The following is a 20,705-nucleotide window of genomic DNA, read 5'->3' on the forward strand; positions in this document are numbered from 1 at the left end:
GATGGTTTATTTCATATTCGGAAATCCCTGCTGGCGCAGAGCCTCGTATACCAATATCGCAGCTGTGCTCGAAAGGTTGAGCGATCGGACATTTCCATTCATAGGGATTCTTAAGAAATGATCTTTATTTTCCTCCAGCAAGTCTTTAGGCAGGCCTGTTGTTTCTTTTCCAAACATAAAATAGTGCTCCTTTGAGACATCGCTGAAATCAAAGGATGAATGGGCCTGTTCACCAAAGGTTTCAATATAGTAAAACTCGCCCTGGTTTTTTGAGAAAAATTCATCCATGGAATCATAATACGATATGTTCACAGATTCCCAGAAATCAAAGCCTGCCCGCTTGATCATTTCCGGATTTGTTGAAAAGCCAAGCGGCCGGATTAAATGCAGAGCTGTATCCGTTCCGGCACAAGTCAGGGCGATATTTCCGGTGTTGGCCGGAATATCCGGCTGATATAGTACGACATGTATGGCCAAGGGTTGTCACCTCAATGTTTTGATTTAGCCTTTAAATTATAGCATACGATCAAATGCGAGGTGAAAACACCAGTATTCGCTAGTCCGAACAAGATATCATTAAATCGAAATAACACCAAATGAAATGGCGGCAATAATCATTAATAGTGAAGAGGCAACTGCCCATTTTAGTGCAAAGCGCTGATTTCAAACAAGCCTGCATCAATCATAATACCGAAATAGAGGAAAGCAAACACAAGCATCACGCCTGTAGGAGCAACCTGCTTAATCCCTCAAGCATCATATCTCCAATCCCAGTATAAATATAAAACCTGCCAATTAAAGCAAATAGGATCGGCACAATAATTAATGCCAATAGGGCAGACATTCGTTTCGTCAAAATTTATGCCATAAAAACAGCAACCATGCAATATCCAAGCAATGCGAGTATAAAACCCCTCCTAATTATTTATAAGCGCCTCCTTTTGACTCACTTTATCAGGGATGCTCCTCAAAGGCTAGATTAGTTGTTTAATCACAGGATATGCTATTCAAAATTTGAGTATTGCCCGCTTGTGCTCTTTTTTCAGAATAGAGTAATTTTTGTAAAAATATGTTAAACTATTTGTTAGAAACTAAATGAAAAGGAGGGAAAAATCATACGGACTAAATATTTTATTATTTTGCTTCTGGCTTTTTTGGCTGAAGTGGGTGTAACGCTTTTCGTTGCTTCCACATTCTCTGTAAGGTTCATTGAGGTCATGTTTTTTACTGGCATGGCTTTTGCCGGCCTAAGCTTTTACTTTTCAAGCAGCGGAGGAGTCATTTCCGATTTCGGTTCCTCACAGGCAAGCGCGCAAACAGGCATCATACAAAAAAGGGAAGCGTTTGTGTTTAGGAGAGGGCCTGTCTTTACTTCCTCCATCATTTTTTTCTCCATTGGATTAGTGCTGTTTATTCTGCTTATTTCAGGGGTTATTCCGCCGGCAGGTTAAGTTATGATGCTAATTGGGGCCATTCTTTATAGTAGCTTTAATAAATTTCATGCCCGGTAACAATGATTCACTGTATGTCATCATATAGATTTTTTGGACCATTAGTTGGTATGAACTGAAAAGGGGTGTTATATGAAGATTAGGACAGCTAAATTATCAGATGCAGGCGGAATTGCTAAGGTACACGTTGACAGCTGGAGAACTACATACAAAAATATTATCCCAGAAGAATTCTTAGAGAATTTATCATATCAAAGCCGTGAAGAGTTATGGATTAATATTATTCCAAAGGGGATTGTCTTTGTGGCAGAAAATGATGAAGGACAGATTGTTGGTTTTTCATCTGGCGGCAAGGAAAGAAGTGGGGATTACAAAGAATACCAGGGAGAACTCAGTTCCATCTATATTTTGAAAGAATTTCAAGGGCAAGGAATAGGTAAGGCTCTTGTTAAATCTGTAATTAAGGAATTGGGGAAATCAGGGATGAACACCATGCTCGTTTTTGTTTTAGCGGATAATAATTCCGCATTATTTTATGAGGCCATGGGCGGCAAGATCATTGATAAGATTGAAGTTGAGATTGCAGGAAAGAAACTTAATGAACTTGTTTACGGCTGGGATACTATTGATACTTTAAGTGGACAAGAATGAACTCATAAGAACATAGGCAGTCATGCAAAATAGGAGAATCATCCATGCAAAATATTAAATTTTGTCTTTACCAATTTTTTTTATTTTCAGCGCTTTTTGTTTTAAACATCCGTTTTGATCAGTTTATTAGCAGGCCATTTACCAGGGTTGATTTTATAGCCATATGTATCAGTGTGCCTGTCATCATCATTATTTTTATCGTTATAAGCAAGTTATATAGACATTTCGACGCTATTAGACTGAGAAATAAAATATATATCTCCATACCCGTTTTTATCCTGTCAGTCTTCTTTATAGGTTATCTTGATTCATTGCTCTGAGGTCCATATTAAAAATACTTGCTGCTTAGCGAACAGTACAGGGCAAGCAGTTCCCATATGGAGTTGAGTGATTTTGAGTAATAAAAACCATTCAATATTGGATAAATGGCGTGCGAAATATGGAGCAATTGTTATCGCATTTAGTTGTTTATTAAGTTTAATCAGCAGCTGGGGTAAGAATTGGATTCTTACAGGTGTTTTGGGCTTAGGTGTTTTGCTTTGTGGAGCAATCGGTTTTTTTGATATAAGGCGTGCCAGGACGGATCTTAAACAGAAATTGCAGGGAGAGAAATGAATGAATCTGGGTGCTCCAATGGCATTTATTGCAAATAATATATGAGGAGATGACGAAAATGAGCGAGAAATTATTACGAGTAGGTACAACCTATATACCAGTAACAAATGTAGAGCTTTCCTCTGAGTGGTATGTAAATAAATTAGGAGCAGAGTTAAGCTACAAAGATGGGGACAAAGCAATTTTAAACCTTGCTAATCAGAGTATTTTTCTTGTGAAATCTAAGGAGGAGCAAAGCGCCAATTTCTTTGATATTTACGGCAATGAGCGATTCTCGCTTACATTTGAAGTTAATGGATTAAGTGCCTTAGAGGCAATACATAAAGACTTTAAGCAAAGTGGAATTAAAGTTGGAGAGATCGAAGACAGAGGGCACTCTGGAAGAAATTTTGTCTTTTATGATTTAGACGGCAATAAATTTGATGTTTGGAGTGAATTAAGTCCTAGCTTTAAAGAAAAATACCTAATTTCCGACAATATTTAAAAGTGGGGGCGATGCTTTTCTTAAGCATCGCCTTTTCAATGCGGGAAAGTCTGGGAGTTGCTTCTTTATATTCTGGTTGTGTGTTAAAAAAAAACGTGTTGTTTCTGGATATAAGAGGGGCAGTTGGAAAAATCTATTTATTAATGAACATTACAGGAGGGATTCTTATGAAGGACAAAGATCAGGAAACAAGTAAAGGACTGAATCAGATATTTGAAATCATTAATGCCAAAGGAGATGTTGGCGAAATTGATGAAATTCTTAAAAATGGAAATGTGGATGATGAGACGGAAAATTCCACTCCTAATTCCTAAGACAACTGAAGTACTAAAGTTGAGAATATTTTTATCGGAAGCCCAAAAAAGCGGAGTGGTCATAAACCGTCAAAATGATCTCATCTGACGCAAAAAAAATGGATTGTCTATATCCAGACAATCCATTAATGCTTTATTTATTCATTTCAACAGTTTCATTAATATCTGTCGATTTAGAGTTTTGCCCTGTCATTCGTTTAAAGAGAAAAGCTGCTTTTTTCGTAAAATTGCCAGTCTCCCAATATTCGGCCGCTTCCGCTTTTACCTTTATAAGGACAACGTTAGGATCATCATAAGATGTCTGCATAATTTCTTCATATGCTTTGCTCCACAATGCTTTTTTCTTTTCTAAATCCTCAACGATTTCCGCTTTTCCGCGGACGGAAACATAGGATTTGCCTGCATAAGACACATTAACATCTTGATCATGAAGAATTTCCTCATACTTAGCAGTCTCTTTTTTCGTGAAAAACCATAAGTCACCATCAAACTCTACTTCTTGTGTTTTCATTGGACGGGACACAAGTCCTTCCTCCGTAACCGTAGTCAGCATGGCCGTGTCAATGTCTTTGATTAACTCTCGTAATGTTTCTATTTCTTCCTGATTGATCATGTTAGACATTTCCATCACCTCATTATGTTTTATAGAAGTATATTACCCCTTGTTCCAGCTTTTATTCAGAGTATGGCTTTTAATATATTTTAGAATCAGAAGAAGCGCATTTAAGACATTATTTCCTATATTTGAGGAAACGTGTTATATAATTTTTCTAAGAAACTATAAAAATATAAGGAGAAAAAAATGCACGCATTAGTAATAGGAGCTACGGGAGCAACAGGCAAGGACCTGCTGGATTTGCTGCTGGAAGATGAGTACTTTCATCAGGTAGATGTTTTTGTCAGGCGGGATCTTCCTATCAAGCATGAGAAATTAAAGGTTCATGTGATTGACTTTGACCAATCCGGGCAATGGAAGCATTCGGTGAAAGGCGATGTCTTGTTTTCTTGTTTGGGAACGACCTTAAAAGCTGCGGGAAGTAAAGAAGCGCAATGGAAAATCGATTACGACTACCAATACCAGTTTGCCAAAATAGCCAGAGAAAACCATGTCAGTCATTATGTTTTAGTATCTTCAGGAGGCTCATCGCCTAATTCTCGCTTTTTTTATCCAAGGATGAAGGGGCAGTTGGAGGAATCGGTAAAAGATTTAGGGTTTCCTGGCGTGACAATCATTAAGCCGCCTGTGCTGGTACGAAAAAATAGTGATAGAACCATGGAGGTTGCCGGAATGAAAGCCGTAAAGTTTTTTAATAAATTCGGACTGCTTCGTTCTCAGGAACCGCTGCCGACAGAAATATTGGCTCAAGCCATGATTCAATCCGTGAAACCGCCAAGAAGCGGCATTTTTACGCTTGAAGGTGAAGCGATTCGGGAATGTGCCGGGAAGTTTGAGTAGGAACCTGATAACTTTGATCCAAGAGGTCAAGGTTATTTTTTATGCTGTTGAACAGGGAATTTATGTTAAAATAGAGGTAATATTTAGAAAATAAATACAACTCTACTTTCCGATAAGGCGGGATAAGATGAAGCATGAAACAAAAGAGCAAATTAAAAATTGGCTGCTGACAATCATGGTTCTTACGCTTATAGGTTCCTTTGTTTTATTTTTTATGGGCTATTATATGGCCGGTTTTCTTATTGGCGGGATATTTATGACAATTTCCACGTTTTTGGGCCAATGGAGCTCAGATAAAAGTGCTGATTATGTTTTCAGGGGGGAATATCAAAATAATAGGAATAAGTGGAATAATAAATGGTAGAAAAGCGGTTCCGGTCGGAATGGCTTCTCTCAAATTTGGAAGTTATTGGTAGAATGAGCTATCATATCAGTAAACAGGTAATAAAGGAGCAAAAAATATGACAGCCGACATTCAAAAGGGATCCCGTATTGATATAACAAAAACATGGCCAGATTTATCGCAGCTTGCTATCCGGATCAACTGGGAAAGTCCTGATGCTTATGATATAGATGCAGCTGTATTCATGGCCGATCAGAATGGGCATTGCCCTGATGATTCCTCTATGATTTTTTATGGCAATAGTGTTTCGACGGACCGTTCTGTACAGCATTCTGTGATTGCAGAGACTGGTAGAAGCACCGAATTATTTAATATAAATTTGCCTTTAATAACACCTTCTATCGAAAAGCTTGTTTTTACGCTTACCATCTATGAGGGTGATAAAAAGAATCAGGCTTTCTCAGAAATGAGCAATGCTTCTATTTTATTCAGCAATGCAGCAACGGGGGAAGAACTGCTTTCTTATAAGCTGGGATCTTTTACGATTGAAAACACTTTAGTATTAGGTGAATTATATAATAGAAACGGAGATTGGAAGTTTTCAGCCAATACCGGCGGTTTTTCCGGCGGACTCGCTGCACTGTGCAATCATTTTGGCATTGAAGTGGAAGAAGAACAGGAGAGCGGGGCTTTTGAGGCGGCATCTGCGCTGGAAATAGAAAGTCCTATTTTACAAGAGACTGCAGTAAAACCCGAACCGCCTAGCGTGCCCGAGCCAGCTGCTCAGCATCAGCCGATTAAGCTTCGGAAAATCACATTGGATAAGCCCGGAGAAGGGGTTTCACTCAGAAAAGCTGCCAAAATTGAAAATGTTAAAGTCAGGCTCAAATGGACAAAGGGTGTTGATTTGGATCTGCACGCTTTTTATAAAACCAAAAAAGGCGAGTTTGGCCATATTTACTTTGGCAATAAGGGCGGGTTCCATGCCTCTCCATTTATTAAGCTTGATAGAGACTCCGGTGTTGGAAACACGTCAGGAAACAATGCAGAAAACCTGACGATCAAAACGCTGAAGGATTTGGACTCAGTCCTCATTGCCACGAATATCTTCCGGTTTCTCGGCTTCATCTCCAAAGGGGAGAACTTTGCCAGATACGATGGCCGCGTCCTCGTCAAAACCGGCAATGGAGATGATATAGAAGTTCCGTTAACTTCAAAAGTAAAAGGCAGATGGTGCATCATCTGTAAAATAGACAATACGAATGGAGCAGACCCAAAGGTTCTGAATATTAACCAGGTACAGTCCAATAAACCGGATATTGGAGATTTGTGAAGAGTAGATTTATAGCAAAAAAAATAGATTGATGATAGAAAAAAAGCTGGTTGGAGGAATCTCTAGCCAGCTTCATTTATATCAGCGCCTTAGTATAAAGGGATGCAAGTAACTCATGTCAAATTTTCCATAATCGGTTTATTGTCCATTTTATTCTTGAGAGATTGAAAATGTCCCAAAGGTGGTGCTGGAGCTCGCTATTCTTCTTCGGCTGACGGGAAGGTTAGCGCAAGAGCAGTTGCGAAATATGTGTTTGTATCGTATTATAAGATATATTCCTGAATTACGATATAAGGAGGAGTTTTGTGACTAAAGAAATTGCCCTGTTAAATCATCTTTGGACGGACATTTACTATCAATTAAGGTATATCCACCAAGAAAAAATCACTCATCAAAGCGTCCGCATTTTACAAGTGATTCAAAAGGAAGAAGAAGCAGGAATCAAAGAAGTTGCGGAAGCGATTCAAGTGTCTCATAACACAGCTTCTGAGCATATTAAACGCTTAATCGAAAAAAAGTATGTATTCAAAACCCGCAGCAGCAAGGATGAAAGAAAGGTTATTTTAAGACTTTCTGATTTGGGAATCGATGTCTTATATCGACATTCCAGTTTAGATGAAGATAAGCTGAGACAAGTTCTATTCGAACGAATGAGCGATGAAGAAAGGCAAAGAATATTAGAGGCATTTACATTATTAAAGGAGAGAGCAAAGGATGTTCACGATCTTTAAGGTAATTATTTCAGCTCTCATAATAGGCGTTATTACAGAAATTTCCCGAAGATATCCTCAACAGGGCGGAATGATTGCTGCCTTACCGATCGTAAGTCTTTTGAGTATTATATGGCTCTACACACAGGGAGTGCAAATGGACAAATTAAGTAAGTTTGCGATTAGTGTGGTGTGGGGACTGCCGGGAACAGTGGTGATGCTGCTAATTATAGGATTTGCTCTGAAACATTCCATAAATTTATATGCGGCATTAAGTATGGGGATCGCAGGGTGGCTGATGTTTTATTTTGCTCAAGATCTGATTGTGAAAAATATTATGAATTAGAATATATGTCCTTACGGGATGCTTATATTTAAGATCGGCTGCCAACTAGGCGGTTTTTCTTTTTGAACATATAGAGGTTAATTGAAAAGGATTTAAACGGCATTTATTTGAAACCCCATTTGCCCTTTTGAGGTTGCTTCCCGCCCTTATGGCTGTTTGCTTTGTTGCCAGCTTCTAAAGCTTATCGAAAGATGTTTAAAAGAGTAATAGTACAAGGAGGTTAAATAGGAGCTTTCAAAGAAGTTATATCTGGCACAGTCGGGCGCTTCTCTATAATAAGGAAGCGCCTTTTTGAATGGACAACCCATTTAAGTGATTGAGTTTTTTTGTGTAAAAAGGACTGTGAAGTAATGTACTTAAAGTAAGGGTCCGTTGATGCAAGAAGGATTAACCGCCGTTATTGTTGAATTTCTTATTGTTCTAATGAAGCGGATAGTACGGAAGAAGAAATGAATGCTGATGAGCCTCTAAAAAAGAAGGAGGAAATAGTTATGCTATTTATGCTGATTGTCAAAGCCTCAAAGAATTCGGAAGCCGGAAAGCGCCCAAGCCCTGAGCTCATGGAAGCCATGACGAAGTACAATGAAGAACTAGTTAAGGCGGGCGTGCGGGTTATGGCTAAAGGACTTCATCCAAGTTCAAACGGAATTCGCATTTCCTATCCGAGACCAGGGGAAAAGCCTGTGGTTACGGAAGGCCCATTTACTGAATCGAAAGAACTGACTGCCGGGTTCATCCTGATTGATGTGAATTCGAGGGAAGAAGCGATCGAGTGGGCCATGCGGATGCCGGATCCGCAAGGACATGGGGAAGGCCAGATTGAATTGCGGGAAGTGTTTTAGCTTTCGGAGCTGTCTGGGGATTCGGAAAATCCAATGGAAAATGACAGGGTAAACAGTTTTCATTTGGAAAACATTTCTAACGTACTAATAGGTAAAAGGTATTGAATAATATGGTCTTTTTGCTATAATTTAGAAGTTGTTGAACATAAATGTAATCAAATAGGTCTTTTGGTGTATTCAGAATAGGGACCCTGTTGGCTGATACACGTTAAAACTTATTTAAAACGGAACTTTTAGAATGGGCAGCGCTCCTGCCAGATTCCTAAAACACTTCCTTTTCTTGTATTTCAAGATAAGTGAGTGTTTTTTTTTATTGTGGAAAGGAGGGTGAAACTATATTTTATTTATAGTTCAGTCAGGAAAACATTTTTATTTCAAAAAGGAGTGATGTTGAATTGAGTTTCAAATTCAAGTTAGGAACAAAAATCAACTTAATTGTAATTAGCATCGTACTGCTGCTGTCTGTTATTATCGGAGGAGTTGTTGTAAATGAAGTAACCAAGGGGATTAAGGCATTTGCAATTGAAAAAGCTAAGGGTGACCTTAGTTTAAGTGAAAGGTACATACGGAATAAGTTTCCTGGTGAATGGGAAATCCGAAATGGCAAGCTGTATAGAGGAGATCACCTCTTTAATAATGATTTTGAACTTGTTGATGCAATAGGCCAGGATACTGGTGATTCGGTTACCATTTTCCAGGGGGATACTCGCATTACAACGAATGTCTTTGTAAACGGTGAGAGAAATATTGGAACCGCTGTTTCACCTGAAGTGGGTGAAGTTGTACTTAAAAAAGGTGAAAAATATTATGGGGAAGCGAAAGTTACAGGCAATACCTTTCAAACAGCCTACATGCCGCTGAAAAATAAGAGCGGAGAAACAGTTGGAATCTTGTATGTTGGCGCTCCCCAAACCATTATTGATAAAATTCTATCGGACTTCATGTCAAAGTTCCTTATCCTTATCTTAATTGTTGCTGCTGTTGCATCTCTAGTTGTCTTCTGGTTTACTAAAAGGCTGCAGAAGCGTCTTGCAGCTGTTAAAAGTGCATTAGAACTGGCTGGCAGAGGGGATTTTACTGCAGAAGTAATAGATGATGCGGGTGATGAGCTAACAGATCTTTCAAAAAGCTACAATGAAATGAAGGAGAATTTAATAACCATGATCAGAGAGGTTTTGGGGACTTCCGATCAGGTAGCCGCTTCATCAGAGGAGTTAACTGCAGGGGCAGAACAGACCAGCAAGGCAACTGAACAAATTACGGAAGCCATACAGCAGGTTGCCGGCGGAGCGGAAATACAGACCCAAAGCATAGAAGAAAGTGCAAAAGCATTAGAAGAATTAACAAGCGGCATTGCAGCGATTGCGGAGTCTTCTGCAGAAATAGCCGAAAATACTGCTGAAGTGGGAGCCCGTGCAGATGAAGGGGGCAAATATGTAGAACAAACTTCTCAGCAGATGACCCTGATTCATACCACTGTGATCGAAACCAGCAAGGAAGTCCTGCTTTTAAATGAGAGGTCGAAGCAAATTGAGAATATCTCAAAAGTGATTATCGATATTGCCAGTCAGACCAATCTGCTGGCGCTAAATGCTGCAATTGAAGCGGCAAGAGCAGGGGAGCATGGCAAAGGCTTTGCTGTAGTTGCAGACGAGGTAAGAAAGCTGGCTGAACAATCCCAGGAATCTTCTTCTCAAATCTCTGAGTTGATCCGGCAAATTCAGAATGATATGAACCAATCTACAGATTCAATGAATTCAGTAAAGCGGGAAGTTGAAAATGGTTTGGGAATAGTCTCCCGAACACAGAAGAGTTTTGAGGTAATATTACGATTCATGATGGATATAGGACTAAAGGTTGATGGCATGGCAGCGACCGCTCAGCAAATGTCTGCCAGCACCCAGGAAATTTCTGCGGCTGTAACAGGAGTGACAGCTATTTCAAGAGAATCTTCTATGCATAGTCAAGGCGTGGCTGCATCAGCTGAAGAACAGCTCGCCTCTATGGAAGAAGTGTCTGCTTCAGCCCATAATTTATCGGAAATGGCTGAGCAGCTTCAAGATACAGTAAGCCGGTTCAAGTTCTAAAGGCTTGCTGGCTTAGGAAAAGAATATCGGATTACAGGCGTTAGAAGAAAGCCTTTCATACAGGTTTCAGGTGATCCCGCGAATGTAAACTCATAAAAGGTGAATCTGCGCGCATGCTGCAGATTCACCTTTTGGTTATTCAACGATATTTTTTTCAATGACAAGTGACAGGCTTTCAGCCATCTCCTGATAAGTGGCATCATTCGGATGGAAGAGGTCACTGGAAAGATCACGTTTGGCATCTGTGACCAGATTGAAGGTATCCACTACTTGAACACGGTATTTCAAGCCTAATGTCCTGGCGGCCTCATTCCATTTTTGGATGACGGAATCAAAGGAGTCTCCGTTGGGCGATTGCTTGAAAGGATTATACAGTCCCATGTAGACGATGACGGCATTCGGATTGTTTTCGCGAATGCTTTTGAATGTTTTCTCCAGATTTGGAATTTCGGTCTCCAAGATGTCCAGGGCGGTTTCCTCTGAATATTTCTCCAGTATCTCCCCGCTATTAAAAAGGTTATTGCCTCCAATAGTGATGGAGATTATTTTAGCTTCCTCAAGAGATCTCCTGACTTCCTTCTGTTCGAGCTGTGTTAATAGATCTTCCATTCTGGCGCCTCGCACCCCAAGGTTTTGGAAACGATCCACAATCTTGTTTTCTTTAAGCTCTTTTCCAGCCAGCGAGACAAAACCTTCCCCTTTTGACGAGCCGACACCTCTTGTTAATGAATCCCCAAGAGCGACATAGGCATCGCCGGGAGTGGCAGGACTTTCTTCTGTTTTCTCCAAAATTTCTCCCCGTGGCGGGCTGGTAACATCCATATAGGCACTGGCAAGTCCATATCCAAACAGAACTGTCAGGGCAAGGGATAGGGTGATAAATAACGGCCACATCCATTTTTTCATGTTTTGTCCTCTCCTTCTAAAGCGATTGTACCAATTTTTTTCTCAAATGGAGTATTCAAAAGAGTTATTGCGCGAAAATTTAGTTAGAATAGAACAGGGGTGATGCTATGAGCGTAAAGCCAACAGTACAATTGGAAAATGTAACGAAAATCATTGGAAAGAAAACGATTATTAATAATATATCATTTGATATTTATCCAGGCGAAGTCTTTGGGTTCCTCGGTCCGAATGGCGCCGGGAAAACCACTACGATCCGGATGCTTGTCGGGCTCATTAAGCCAACGTCCGGTAAGATTCACATCTGCTGCTTTGATGTAAGAAAGCAATTCGTTCAGGCGATGCAGCGCCTTGGGTCCATCGTCGAAAATCCGGAGCTGTATAAGTATTTAAGCGGCCGCGAAAACCTGCAGATGTTTGCCCGGATGCTGCCTGATGTGGATGAAGAGCGGATACAGGAAGTCATTGATCTGGTGGATCTGACAGCCAGAATCGATGACCAGGTGCGGACCTATTCTTTAGGGATGCGGCAGCGGCTTGGGATTGCCCAGGCATTGCTGGGCCGCCCGGATGTCCTGATACTGGATGAACCAACGAATGGACTGGACCCGATGGGAATCAAGGATCTTCGCCTATTTATCCGAAAGCTGGTTGATGAAACGGGTCTTTCGGTTCTCGTTTCCAGTCATATTTTAAGTGAAATCGAATTGCTGGCGGATCGTGTGGCTATTATGACCCATGGAAAAATTGTAAAGGTCGGCAGTGTGAGTGATCTGGTTGGTGCACTGTCCGCCGGTGTGGACTGGAGAGTCAGTGACTCTTTCCGTGCGCTTGCTATTTTACAGGAATCCCCGCATGTCCAGGCGGCAGAACTGTACGATGACCATACGGTACACACGCTGATGGATGAAAGCAAAACCTCAATCCTGAATGAAGCCCTCATGAAAGCAGGCATTGAGGTATGGACGATTGAAAGGAAAGTGCAGACCTTGGAGGATCTATTTATCAGTTTGACAGGAGGCGATCATATTGTCTAATCCGAATATGGTTGGCCTGATCCGCAATGAAGTGATGAAGATCGCTTCCAAAAAACGCCTCGCGGTTGTCGGCGTTATATTAGTCATTCTGGTGTCGATGTTTACATACGCCCAATACCGGGAGATACAGGAGAAAATCGAAAAACAGGGCACTCTGGACTGGAGGGTGGAGCTTCAGCAGGAAATTGTCGACCGGCAGAATCGGCTGGCATCGAGCGGAATCCAGGACGAGTTCAGACAGTTCCTCGAATTTGATCTGAAACAAAAGCAGTATTATCTGGACAACGATATCAACCCGAACTATCCTGGAGCCCCTACGTTTATCCGCATCTTTTTATCGCAGGGAGTCACACTTGTCCTTCCCCTTTTCATTATCATTATCATGGCGGATATTGTCAGCGGGGAATACAATGATGGCACAATCAAAACATTACTGTCCCGGCCGGTTAAACGATGGAGAATCCTGATGGCCAAATGGCTGACGGTTTTGCTGTATACCTCCATGGTGATGGCAGCAACCGTGATTGTCTGTTATGGAATTTCAGGGATCGTCCTCGGATATGACGGCTGGACCGCACCTATCTTAACCGGATTTCAAGCTTCTGCATCCGGTGAGTTTGCAACGGAGTACATTCATACCCTGCCGATGTGGAAATACCTGCTGATGTCAGCCGGGCTTGCATGGGTGGTTACAGCGGTCGTTGGAACGATAAGCCTGATGATCTCCGTCCTGGTGAAAAATACAGCGACGGGAATTGGGGCCATGATGGCTGTGTTAATCGCAGGGACCCTGCTGTCTTCCATCGGCTCAAGCTGGACGAGCTCCAAATACCTGGTGAACTTGAACTTTGATCTGATTAACTACCTGGAAGGCCAGGCACCGCCGATTGAAGGGATGTCCCTGCCGTTTTCGCTGACAGTGCTAGGGGTTTGGACGGCAGGCTGCCTGGCTGTGGCTTTTTGGAATTTTACTCAGAAGGATATGTATTGAGATCCCGGTGGACAAGTAGAAGAGCGCTTGATAAAGCTGTCGCAGGAGAGGATTTTTTCACCTAGCTTCAGGAATGATTATTGTGGGTGTTCCAATCCATATGACTTGGCTATTCGGTATGTTTCGTTGATTAGCCTAACACGAGGCGATTATTTAGCCATCGCCTCTTTCTCTTTTTTTGTAAAAGGAGCAGGTTTAAATAAAATGACAAAAGTTGAATTTTAACTTTAAACTTAAAAAAATTACGTTAGATTTTTTTACATCTTTCTTTTATTGGATTCTTTGTGTGGTATATTTATCCATATAAGAATGAGTTAGGGGGCTTTTCTTGGGAAAAATAGCAAGTAATATAAAAATAGAAAAATGTATCAAAGTTGAAGAACATATATATGATCTTGTAAACCTTCTTATAGATGTTGTTAGGGACGGTGCCTCTATTGGGTTTTTACCACCTCTAGAACTTTCAGAGGCGAATAAATATTGGGAAAGCATACTAAATCCTGACGTAATTCTTTTAGTTGCTAAGGTCAACAACGAAATAGTTGGTAGTGTGCAATTACATCTTTGCTCAAAACAGAATGGGAGACATAGAGCTGAAATTGCAAAATTAATGACTCACCCGAATTATCGACGGAATGGAATTGGCCGTTTATTAATGGAGAAGGCTCATGAAACAGCTTTTAAATTGGGTCGAACATTATTGGTCCTCGATACTAGAGAAGGTGATCCATCTAACTTACTTTATAATTTATTAGGATATACGAATGCTGGACGGATACCTGCTTATGCAATGTCCGAAAACGGTAACTTCGATGCAACTATTATTTACTATAAAAATTTGACTTGAGTAAGAAAAATTGTAGACTGTGAAATATTATACTCATACTATAGGATGCATTAGTCAAAGAGGAGCCGATATAAATAATAATGAAAACTCGACAATTTCAGGGCGAGTTTTGCTTTTTTATAAGCCATTTTGTTAACAAAATCATTGTTATTTTGGCGAGTCTTCTTAAAAGAAGGACCCGCAAATGGAACCATGAATCAATCCTTTAGGGCTGGCAGCATATTTTGCTTTCGCCCTTCCCGCTTTCCTGGCTTCAATGGCTGCTTCAGGTCAAACCACTCAGACACTCATTCGGAAATAGTCCAGGCATACCAAACGAATTCCACTGGCGAATGAATGGCAGCTTCTTTGATAATCGTGGTGATAGACAAAAGAATCCTCTCCTTATGTAAAATTATTACATTATAAGTGTATGATTGTTAAGAAAATTCGCAATTCAACTGTGCAAAAACGGGCAAAGAATCATAGAAAATCGCTCCATGACGAGTCTGCTTACCGTGTGCTGCATTCCTCCAGGATCGATGTGACGATGTGCCGGGAATCCCACTCGCCGCGTGAAAATTTTACGATCGGGTATTTTTTCGGGAACAGCTTCTGGCAGATCGCGTCAGCGGGATGCCCTTCTTTATACAGTGAGAATACTTCATCCTGGATGGACAGCAAATAGTCCCGTTTTCGCTGAAGTGAAGCGCGTCCATTTTCTGCAAAGCCTGCGTGGCTGCAGAATACATCTTCAAAGTCATAGGTTAGAACGCGTTCAAGGGAGCGGATAATTTCCGGAATGCTTTCTTCAGCTAAAACCACCTTGGTCTTCTCACTGACAAATAAATCACCCGTAAACAGTTGGCCGGTTTCCCGGTTTAAAAAAGCTTTATGATCGAAAGCATGGCCGGGAGTGTCGATAACATCCCAGTGCGCTTTTCGGGAGGAAAAGGAATCCGGCATCGCCTGGGCGTGAAATGGCTTCCTTCTGCCCCAAAAAAGCTGCCTGTATAAGGGATAATCAGCCCTTTTTTCACAGGAAGGAATGGATGATTCGTTTAAGAAAATGGGCAATTTCTTCGTTTTTGCTGCATATGCTGCACAGCCGGAATGGTCTTCATGAAAATGGGTGATCATGATCTGGTCAAAGTCTGCTTCATCAATGAATGGTTCAAAAAATTTATGGAGAGACTGTGCCCCGGTGTCGATTAAGACCCCATCCGTTAAAAAGCTGTACACATTTAAGGAAACACCCTGAAACTTAATTTGGCCATTTAGATAGGAAACGCCGTTTTTCTTTCCCGCTGATGCTTTCTTTTTAACCAGCAAACCTGTTCAGCTCCTTTTATCCGCGCTGTATATTTTCCTTAATACAATCTGTTTTTATAACTCTCCTGAAGATCCTTCTCCACTTGTTCAGCGGTTTGATTCGGCAGGTTTGTATGGGCTGCCAGCATAGCAGGGGCGGAAGGAAGGGCTTCTTTAGCAGGCCATGACTCCCCGTTCCATAATCCCGATCGGATCAATGCTTTTGCACAATGGATAAAGCATTCCTCTGCTTCTGCTAAAATGCCAAATAATGGAGTGCGGCCATTGGCTATACTCATTTCTAACAGCTCCGGGTCACGGCAGATGTAAGCTTTACCATTAATTCTTAGTGTTTCTCCAAGCCCAGGTATGAGAAAAAGAAGACCAATATTGGGGTTTTCGATAAGATTATGAGCGGTATCCATTCTTCGATTGCCCGGCCGTTCCGGAATAAATAGATGCTTTCGGTCAAGAACTGTCACAAAACCGGGAGAATCCCCCCTTGGCGAAACATCACATTTCCCGGCACCATCTGAAGTGGACATCATTAAAAAAGGCGATTTGGAAATAAAATCAATGCAATGCTCATCAATGAAAGAAATGACTTTGCCGGCGGCACGCGCACTCGGCTGGCCGATTTCCTCCCGAAAAGACGCAAATTCTTCTTTTGTGGTTATGATATTTTTATAGTTTGTATTCATGTCTATCTCCTTTTCATCATGCTTTATGCTATTTTTCAATCTCCGCTGATGTCTTTACAAGCCGGAACACAACATAATAGATTCCACTAAGTCCGGCTATCCCCAGCACGGTAAGGAAAGGCATTTTTCCGGCAAATAGAATTCCAATCACAAATAGCGCAAGACAAATGAGGATGGCAAACAGGCTTAGTAATATTCGTTTATTCTTTCTCAACTTTTTCACCGCTTTCCTTTTAAAATAGGCCATATACTTAAATGGAGGCAGTGGTATGGTCTTTGCTGCGGATATGTTCTGGCTGTTTTTCGTTATTCTTTGTTTGTGTTTTTTCCTATTTATTGCTTTAAGACAGTACGAAATCAAGAAAGAGCAGGAATATATCATAAAACTGAATCATGAGATACTGAATCGGTTAAAGGATAAGGGAATGTATTTAATATGTTAACATAAATATCCATTTTCAGGGTGTTTTGGTAAAAGGAATCTTCATAAAGACTTTCCCGTAAATACATTCAACGTTCTTGAATATAAGTCTTCCATAATTCTATAATTATCTTTAAGTTGTTTGAATACTTAAAAATATAGAAAACTGGGGGTGTAAGGGTGCTATGCCAAGAGAAAAACTATTTTCTTCGCAGGAATTTTTAAAAGAGTTGTTAGAGACAATTAAAAATTCGCCACTCCATTCTCTTGATAAAAGAGAGACGGAAACAGGGCTGCTCAACATTTTTGAAGAGATCAAAAAGTTAAATGAAGGCGACTATAAACAGGTTTGTGATGAGCTTTATGATGGAATTTATATCTCTGACGGAGAGGGAAAGACGTTATATGTGAATAAAGCTTACAGCAGAATAACCGGCCTGGCTCCTGATTTAGTCCTGAATAAGTACGTGGGAGATCTGATGAAGGAAGGTTTATACAAGAACGCCATTACCCCTGAAATTATCAGAACTAAAAAACCAATTAATGCGGTAGCCGAAATCCGAACAGGGGTCAAAGTGCTGACATCAGGTAATCCCATTTTTGATCAGAAAGGCAATATTAAAAAGGTCGTTGTAATCAATCGGGATATGTCCGATTTACTGGAAATGCAAGAAAAATTAGCTGCTTCAGAGAAGCGTATGCAAGAGGTTGAAAAGGATAAGCTGAAAAATCAATATGAAATTGAACATCTCAGAAAATTGCAGACGTCCAAAAGTTTAATTGGAGAAAGTCAGGAGATGAAACCTGTTATTCAGATGATTCACCAGGTGGCCAATTTGGATGTAACGGTCCTTATAACTGGAGAAACAGGCGTTGGAAAAGAAGTGGTCGCGAATGAAATTTATATGAATAGTGAGAGGCATGGCAAGCCTTTTATCAAGATCAATTGTGCAGCCATTCCTGCAAGTCTCCTGGAGTCGGAGCTGTTTGGCTATGAAAGCGGCTCTTTTACCGGTGCATCCAGTAAAGGAAAAATCGGCATGTTTGAATTGGCTGATAAAGGTACTTTGCTGCTGGATGAAATTGGGGAGATGCCGATTGAGCTTCAATCGAAGCTGTTAAGGATTATTCAGGAAAAAGAAGTAACACGTATAGGCGGGACAAAGCCGATTAAATTCAATGTCCGGATCCTTGCGTCAACCAATTGCGATTTATACGAGCTTGTAAAAGAAGGGAAATTTAGAGAAGACCTGTATTTTCGGTTAAATGTATTTCCTATACATATTCCGCCGCTTCGGATACGGTCAGAAGATATTGAGATATTAGTCAGACATTATTTGGACATTTATAATGCAAAATATAGTAAAGAAGTGCAATTAGAAAAGGAAGTATTCGAAGTATTTAAAGGGTATAACTGGCCTGGAAATATAAGAGAGCTGCAAAATGTGGTAGAACGAATGGTGATCGTTTCAGAAAAATTCAAGAGGTTTAGTGCTGACCATGCAATGAAGTTATTAAATATTGAGCTGGATGGTGTGAAAACAGTAAATGAAGGACTCAGTTTAAAGAAAATAGTGGAAAAAGTTGAGAAAGAGACAATTGAAAAGGCAATAAAACTTTATGGGAGTACAAGAAAAGCAGCCGCTATTTTAGAAGTTGACCAATCTACTATCGTAAAAAAGGCCAAAAAGCTGGGTATTAGCTTAAGTGATGCAAAATCGAATCATATCTGATGAATTATTTCATCGAAACAAATGCCTGATAAGAGAACTAAATAGTCAGATTATTTAAAAACCGATGAATTTTATCATCGGTTTTTTTATCTTTATGAGGGAAAAAGCCGATTTTATCGCCTTTTTACTTTTGGCACAGAAATTGCATCTATAGAAAAAGAAGAATTTATTCTGCAGAAAGAGGGATCACACAATGGAAAAATTAATAATTACAGTAGCCCCAACAGGAGCACAAACCACCCGGGAACATACGCCTTATGTGCCATTATCGCCAAAAGAGATTGCCGATTCTGTTTATGAGTCATGGAAAGAGGGCGCGGCTATTGCTCATATTCATGTAAGGGATCATAGGGGAGAAAATACACTTAATCTGGATACGTATAAAGAAGTTATTGACCGTGTCCAGGATAAATGCGATATTATCTTAAATTTAACAACTGCCGGGGGAATCGGAAATAATGATGAAGATCGGCTAAAGGTGTGTGAATTAAACCCTGAAATGGCTACTTTTGATGCAGGGACCATGAACTTTGGTTCAGGTGTCTTTCACAATACACCTGAATTCCTGGAAAGATTGGCGGCTGTTACGAAAGAACGGCAAATCAAGCCGGAGATTGAGATCTTTGATGTTGGCATGATTCACAATACCCTGAGGATTGCTAAAAAGGGATTGATTGACGATCCATTCCATTTTCAATTTGTATTGGGTGTGCATGGCGGAATGCCGGCAACACCTAAAAACCTGATGTTTTTAATAGACAGCATTCCGGAAGGTTCTACATGGTCTGCAATTGGTGCAAGTAAGGATCAGTTAACCATCAATACGATGAGTATTCTATTAGGCGGACACGTTCGGGTAGGAATGGAGGATAGTGTCTATTTTCGAAGAGGTGAATTAGCTGAAACGAATGCTCAATTTGTGAATCGAATAGCGAATCTGGCTCAAACATTGGGAAGAGAGGTTGCCACTCCAGCTGAGGCCAGAAAAATCCTGGGGATAGATAAGCTGAATAGAGGCAGTCTGGTTACATCCCTGAAGGGTGTCCAAAACTAGATCAAGTGACAAGAATAGGGGGATTTAAGATGAATATTGCGATTATGGGTGCAGGCTCTTTAGGAACAATCATTGGGGCACTAATGGCGGAAGGGGGAGAAAAAGTAGATTTAATCGATATTAATGAAAGTCATGTAAATAGGCTGAATCAATCCGGTGCAAAGCTTTCAGGTTTTATAAATAAAACGGTTCCCGTCAATGCTTTGACACCAAATCAAATAAGCAGCACATATGATTTAGTATTTCTATTAACCAAGCAGGTATTTACCTATGAATCTCTTCATCAATTACTTCCGTATCTGCATGAAAATAGCATCGTCTGTACGCTTCAAAACGGAATTCCTGAAGAGTATGTTGCTTCCATAGTTGGCGGCAGCAGGACGATTGGCGGGGCTGTTGGCTTTGGAGCGACATGGAAAGGCCCGGGTGAGTCTGAACTGACTACTGAATGGGAGACTGTAAAGAAATATGCATTTGAGATAGGGGAAACGGACGGAAGAATTACGTCCCGCTTATCGGATGTAAAAGCAGTATTGGAACATGTCGGCTATTGCAAAATCACATCCAATATCAGCGGAATTAAATGGACAAAGTTATTAATGAATACGACATTCAGCGGAATGTCAGCGGCACTCGGCTGTACGTTCGGCGAAGTTCTGTCGAATAAGGAAGCAATGACCAGCTTAGCTTATATTGCGGATGAAACCATTAAAGTGGCACATGCGCAAGGGATCCAATTAACCAATATGCAGGGAAAAGACATGGAATTCCTGGAACTGAAGGAAGGTCAAGAGGTTAGTGAGAAAATGGACTTTTACCATGAGGTTTGGTCTCCTCACAGGAATCTAAAAGCGAGTATGCTGCAGGATTTAGTACGGAAAGTGAAGACTGAGATTGACTTTATTAATGGCCATGTTTCGGAAAAAGGGAAAGCTTTCGGCATTCCTGCTCCTTATAACGATTTAGTTGTGAAGCTTGTATCGGATGCTGAAAATAGGAAAACAGTTCCTGTTTTTTCTGATAATTTACCTTTTTTTGAATCTTTGAACGAGGAAATGAAAAATAAACCAAGTGCGCTTGTAAAGGAGAGATAATC

Annotated in this window: 24 protein-coding genes and 1 pseudogene; 18 read left to right on the forward strand and 7 right to left on the reverse strand. The window is 40.6% G+C overall.

Annotated elements, in window-relative coordinates:
- Positions 1-6: 6 nt before the first annotated feature.
- Both PBF_RS00615 and PBF_RS26640 read right to left on the reverse strand, forming a co-directional pair.
- Entirely contained in the window at positions 7-477 is a 471-nt protein-coding gene (locus PBF_RS00615; RefSeq protein WP_035325686.1) for a tRNA (cytidine(34)-2'-O)-methyltransferase, read from the reverse strand.
- A gap of 185 nt (positions 478-662) precedes the next feature.
- Positions 663-859: pseudogene (locus PBF_RS26640) on the reverse strand (citrate transporter); the annotation flags it as partial.
- 304 nt (positions 860-1,163) lie between these two features.
- On the opposite strand from PBF_RS26640, the gene PBF_RS00620 reads away from it, so the two are divergent.
- From PBF_RS00620 to PBF_RS26350, 5 genes are all read left to right on the forward strand, one after another.
- On the forward strand, positions 1,164-1,451 hold the full coding sequence (locus PBF_RS00620) for a hypothetical protein (protein WP_343299384.1): 288 nt from the start codon (positions 1,164-1,166) through the stop codon (positions 1,449-1,451).
- Between the two features lie 132 nt (positions 1,452-1,583).
- Entirely contained in the window at positions 1,584-2,102 is a 519-nt protein-coding gene (locus tag PBF_RS00625; protein ID WP_035325695.1) for a GNAT family N-acetyltransferase, read from the forward strand.
- 393 nt (positions 2,103-2,495) lie between these two features.
- The gene (locus PBF_RS00635) at positions 2,496-2,717 is read left to right on the forward strand and encodes a hypothetical protein (protein WP_430515271.1); all 222 of its coding nucleotides are present in this window, start codon (positions 2,496-2,498) and stop codon (positions 2,715-2,717) included.
- 58 nt (positions 2,718-2,775) lie between these two features.
- A complete protein-coding gene (locus PBF_RS00640; protein WP_035325704.1) occupies positions 2,776-3,201 on the forward strand; it encodes a VOC family protein in 426 nt (141 codons plus the stop codon).
- Between the two features lie 167 nt (positions 3,202-3,368).
- Positions 3,369-3,515, forward strand: coding sequence for a hypothetical protein (locus PBF_RS26350; protein WP_200869989.1), 147 nt, complete (start codon positions 3,369-3,371; stop codon positions 3,513-3,515).
- Positions 3,516-3,648: 133 nt separating this feature from the next.
- Here the strand turns inward: PBF_RS26350 and PBF_RS00650 are convergent, their stop codons facing one another.
- Positions 3,649-4,137, reverse strand: coding sequence for a pyridoxamine 5'-phosphate oxidase family protein (locus PBF_RS00650; RefSeq protein ID WP_035325708.1), 489 nt, complete (start codon positions 4,135-4,137; stop codon positions 3,649-3,651).
- Positions 4,138-4,317: 180 nt separating this feature from the next.
- Here PBF_RS00650 and PBF_RS00655 point away from each other — a divergent pair, with 180 nt between their 5' ends.
- From PBF_RS00655 to PBF_RS00685, 7 genes are all read left to right on the forward strand, one after another.
- Positions 4,318-4,971, forward strand: coding sequence for an NAD(P)H-binding protein (locus PBF_RS00655; RefSeq protein ID WP_035325710.1), 654 nt, complete (start codon positions 4,318-4,320; stop codon positions 4,969-4,971).
- Between the two features lie 127 nt (positions 4,972-5,098).
- Positions 5,099-5,335 (forward strand): hypothetical protein, encoded by a 237-nt coding sequence (locus PBF_RS00660; protein WP_035325714.1) that lies wholly within the window; start codon positions 5,099-5,101, stop codon positions 5,333-5,335.
- Between the two features lie 97 nt (positions 5,336-5,432).
- Positions 5,433-6,647: a TerD family protein gene (locus PBF_RS00665; protein ID WP_035325718.1), complete on the forward strand. Its 1,215-nt coding sequence runs from the start codon at positions 5,433-5,435 to the stop codon at positions 6,645-6,647.
- Between the two features lie 305 nt (positions 6,648-6,952).
- Positions 6,953-7,378 (forward strand): MarR family winged helix-turn-helix transcriptional regulator, encoded by a 426-nt coding sequence (locus PBF_RS00670; RefSeq protein ID WP_035325719.1) that lies wholly within the window; start codon positions 6,953-6,955, stop codon positions 7,376-7,378.
- A complete protein-coding gene (locus PBF_RS00675) occupies positions 7,362-7,703 on the forward strand; it encodes a DUF3147 family protein (RefSeq protein ID WP_035325723.1) in 342 nt (113 codons plus the stop codon). Before PBF_RS00670 ends, PBF_RS00675 begins: the two co-directional genes overlap by 17 nt.
- Positions 7,704-8,194: 491 nt before the next feature.
- Complete coding sequence (locus PBF_RS00680; RefSeq protein ID WP_035325726.1) at positions 8,195-8,545, forward strand: YciI family protein; 351 nt, start codon at positions 8,195-8,197, stop codon at positions 8,543-8,545.
- 395 nt (positions 8,546-8,940) lie between these two features.
- Positions 8,941-10,632 carry a methyl-accepting chemotaxis protein gene (locus PBF_RS00685; protein ID WP_035325728.1) on the forward strand — a complete coding sequence of 564 codons (1,692 nt, stop codon included), beginning with the start codon at positions 8,941-8,943 and terminating at the stop codon, positions 10,630-10,632.
- A 135-nt stretch (positions 10,633-10,767) separates the two neighbouring features.
- On the opposite strand, the gene PBF_RS00690 is transcribed toward PBF_RS00685, so the two are convergent.
- Positions 10,768-11,538, reverse strand: coding sequence for an SGNH/GDSL hydrolase family protein (locus PBF_RS00690; RefSeq protein WP_035325733.1), 771 nt, complete (start codon positions 11,536-11,538; stop codon positions 10,768-10,770).
- Positions 11,539-11,645: 107 nt separating this feature from the next.
- Here PBF_RS00690 and PBF_RS00695 point away from each other — a divergent pair, with 107 nt between their 5' ends.
- The 3 genes from PBF_RS00695 to PBF_RS00705 all read left to right on the forward strand — a co-directional run bounded on the left by PBF_RS00695 (position 11,646) and on the right by PBF_RS00705 (position 14,410).
- A complete protein-coding gene (locus PBF_RS00695) occupies positions 11,646-12,572 on the forward strand; it encodes an ABC transporter ATP-binding protein (RefSeq protein WP_035325738.1) in 927 nt (308 codons plus the stop codon).
- Positions 12,573-12,579: 7 nt separating this feature from the next.
- Positions 12,580-13,563 carry an ABC transporter permease gene (locus PBF_RS00700; RefSeq protein ID WP_035326583.1) on the forward strand — a complete coding sequence of 328 codons (984 nt, stop codon included), beginning with the start codon at positions 12,580-12,582 and terminating at the stop codon, positions 13,561-13,563.
- Positions 13,564-13,900: 337 nt separating this feature from the next.
- Complete coding sequence (locus PBF_RS00705; protein ID WP_035326584.1) at positions 13,901-14,410, forward strand: GNAT family N-acetyltransferase; 510 nt, start codon at positions 13,901-13,903, stop codon at positions 14,408-14,410.
- Positions 14,411-14,902: 492 nt separating this feature from the next.
- On the opposite strand, the gene PBF_RS00710 is transcribed toward PBF_RS00705, so the two are convergent.
- The 3 genes from PBF_RS00710 to PBF_RS00720 are packed head-to-tail and all read right to left on the reverse strand — an operon-like array spanning position 14,903 to position 16,615.
- On the reverse strand, positions 14,903-15,721 hold the full coding sequence (locus PBF_RS00710) for an MBL fold metallo-hydrolase (protein WP_035325742.1): 819 nt from the start codon (positions 15,719-15,721) through the stop codon (positions 14,903-14,905).
- A gap of 38 nt (positions 15,722-15,759) precedes the next feature.
- Positions 15,760-16,428: a pyridoxamine 5'-phosphate oxidase family protein gene (locus tag PBF_RS00715; protein WP_430515274.1), complete on the reverse strand. Its 669-nt coding sequence runs from the start codon at positions 16,426-16,428 to the stop codon at positions 15,760-15,762.
- A 1-nt stretch (position 16,429) separates the two neighbouring features.
- The gene (locus tag PBF_RS00720; RefSeq protein ID WP_035325747.1) at positions 16,430-16,615 is read right to left on the reverse strand and encodes a hypothetical protein; all 186 of its coding nucleotides are present in this window, start codon (positions 16,613-16,615) and stop codon (positions 16,430-16,432) included.
- A gap of 392 nt (positions 16,616-17,007) precedes the next feature.
- Between PBF_RS00720 and PBF_RS00725 the strand changes: the two genes are divergently transcribed.
- The 3 genes from PBF_RS00725 (at position 17,008) to PBF_RS00735 (ending at position 20,703) form a co-directional block, all read left to right on the forward strand.
- Positions 17,008-18,555 (forward strand): sigma-54 interaction domain-containing protein, encoded by a 1,548-nt coding sequence (locus PBF_RS00725; protein ID WP_035325750.1) that lies wholly within the window; start codon positions 17,008-17,010, stop codon positions 18,553-18,555.
- Positions 18,556-18,748: 193 nt separating this feature from the next.
- The gene (locus PBF_RS00730; protein ID WP_035325753.1) at positions 18,749-19,609 is read left to right on the forward strand and encodes a 3-keto-5-aminohexanoate cleavage protein; all 861 of its coding nucleotides are present in this window, start codon (positions 18,749-18,751) and stop codon (positions 19,607-19,609) included.
- Positions 19,610-19,638: 29 nt separating this feature from the next.
- Positions 19,639-20,703, forward strand: a complete 1,065-nt coding sequence (locus PBF_RS00735) for a ketopantoate reductase family protein (protein WP_035325757.1) — start codon at positions 19,639-19,641, stop codon at positions 20,701-20,703.
- Positions 20,704-20,705 lie beyond the last annotated feature (2 nt).

The organism is Cytobacillus firmus DS1, assembly GCF_000565285.1.
Lineage (GTDB): Bacteria > Bacillota > Bacilli > Bacillales > Cytobacillaceae > Cytobacillus > Cytobacillus firmus_A.

Excerpts from the sequence above, each read along its gene's own strand:
- PBF_RS00625 (WP_035325695.1), top strand. The coding sequence starts at position 1,584 with ATGAAGATTAGGACAGCTAAATTATCAGATGCAGGCGGAATTGCTAAG.
- PBF_RS00640 (WP_035325704.1), top strand. The coding sequence starts at position 2,776 with ATGAGCGAGAAATTATTACGAGTAGGTACAACCTATATACCAGTAACA.
- PBF_RS26350 (WP_200869989.1), top strand. The coding sequence starts at position 3,369 with ATGAAGGACAAAGATCAGGAAACAAGTAAAGGACTGAATCAGATATTT.
- PBF_RS00650 (WP_035325708.1), bottom strand. The coding sequence starts at position 4,137 with ATGTCTAACATGATCAATCAGGAAGAAATAGAAACATTACGAGAGTTA.
- PBF_RS00655 (WP_035325710.1), top strand. The coding sequence starts at position 4,318 with ATGCACGCATTAGTAATAGGAGCTACGGGAGCAACAGGCAAGGACCTG.
- PBF_RS00660 (WP_035325714.1), top strand. The coding sequence starts at position 5,099 with ATGAAGCATGAAACAAAAGAGCAAATTAAAAATTGGCTGCTGACAATC.
- PBF_RS00665 (WP_035325718.1), top strand. The coding sequence starts at position 5,433 with ATGACAGCCGACATTCAAAAGGGATCCCGTATTGATATAACAAAAACA.
- PBF_RS00675 (WP_035325723.1), top strand. The coding sequence starts at position 7,362 with ATGTTCACGATCTTTAAGGTAATTATTTCAGCTCTCATAATAGGCGTT.
- PBF_RS00680 (WP_035325726.1), top strand. The coding sequence starts at position 8,195 with ATGCTATTTATGCTGATTGTCAAAGCCTCAAAGAATTCGGAAGCCGGA.
- PBF_RS00690 (WP_035325733.1), bottom strand. The coding sequence starts at position 11,538 with ATGAAAAAATGGATGTGGCCGTTATTTATCACCCTATCCCTTGCCCTG.
- PBF_RS00695 (WP_035325738.1), top strand. The coding sequence starts at position 11,646 with ATGAGCGTAAAGCCAACAGTACAATTGGAAAATGTAACGAAAATCATT.
- PBF_RS00700 (WP_035326583.1), top strand. The coding sequence starts at position 12,580 with ATGGTTGGCCTGATCCGCAATGAAGTGATGAAGATCGCTTCCAAAAAA.
- PBF_RS00725 (WP_035325750.1), top strand. The coding sequence starts at position 17,008 with ATGCCAAGAGAAAAACTATTTTCTTCGCAGGAATTTTTAAAAGAGTTG.
- PBF_RS00730 (WP_035325753.1), top strand. The coding sequence starts at position 18,749 with ATGGAAAAATTAATAATTACAGTAGCCCCAACAGGAGCACAAACCACC.
- PBF_RS00735 (WP_035325757.1), top strand. The coding sequence starts at position 19,639 with ATGAATATTGCGATTATGGGTGCAGGCTCTTTAGGAACAATCATTGGG.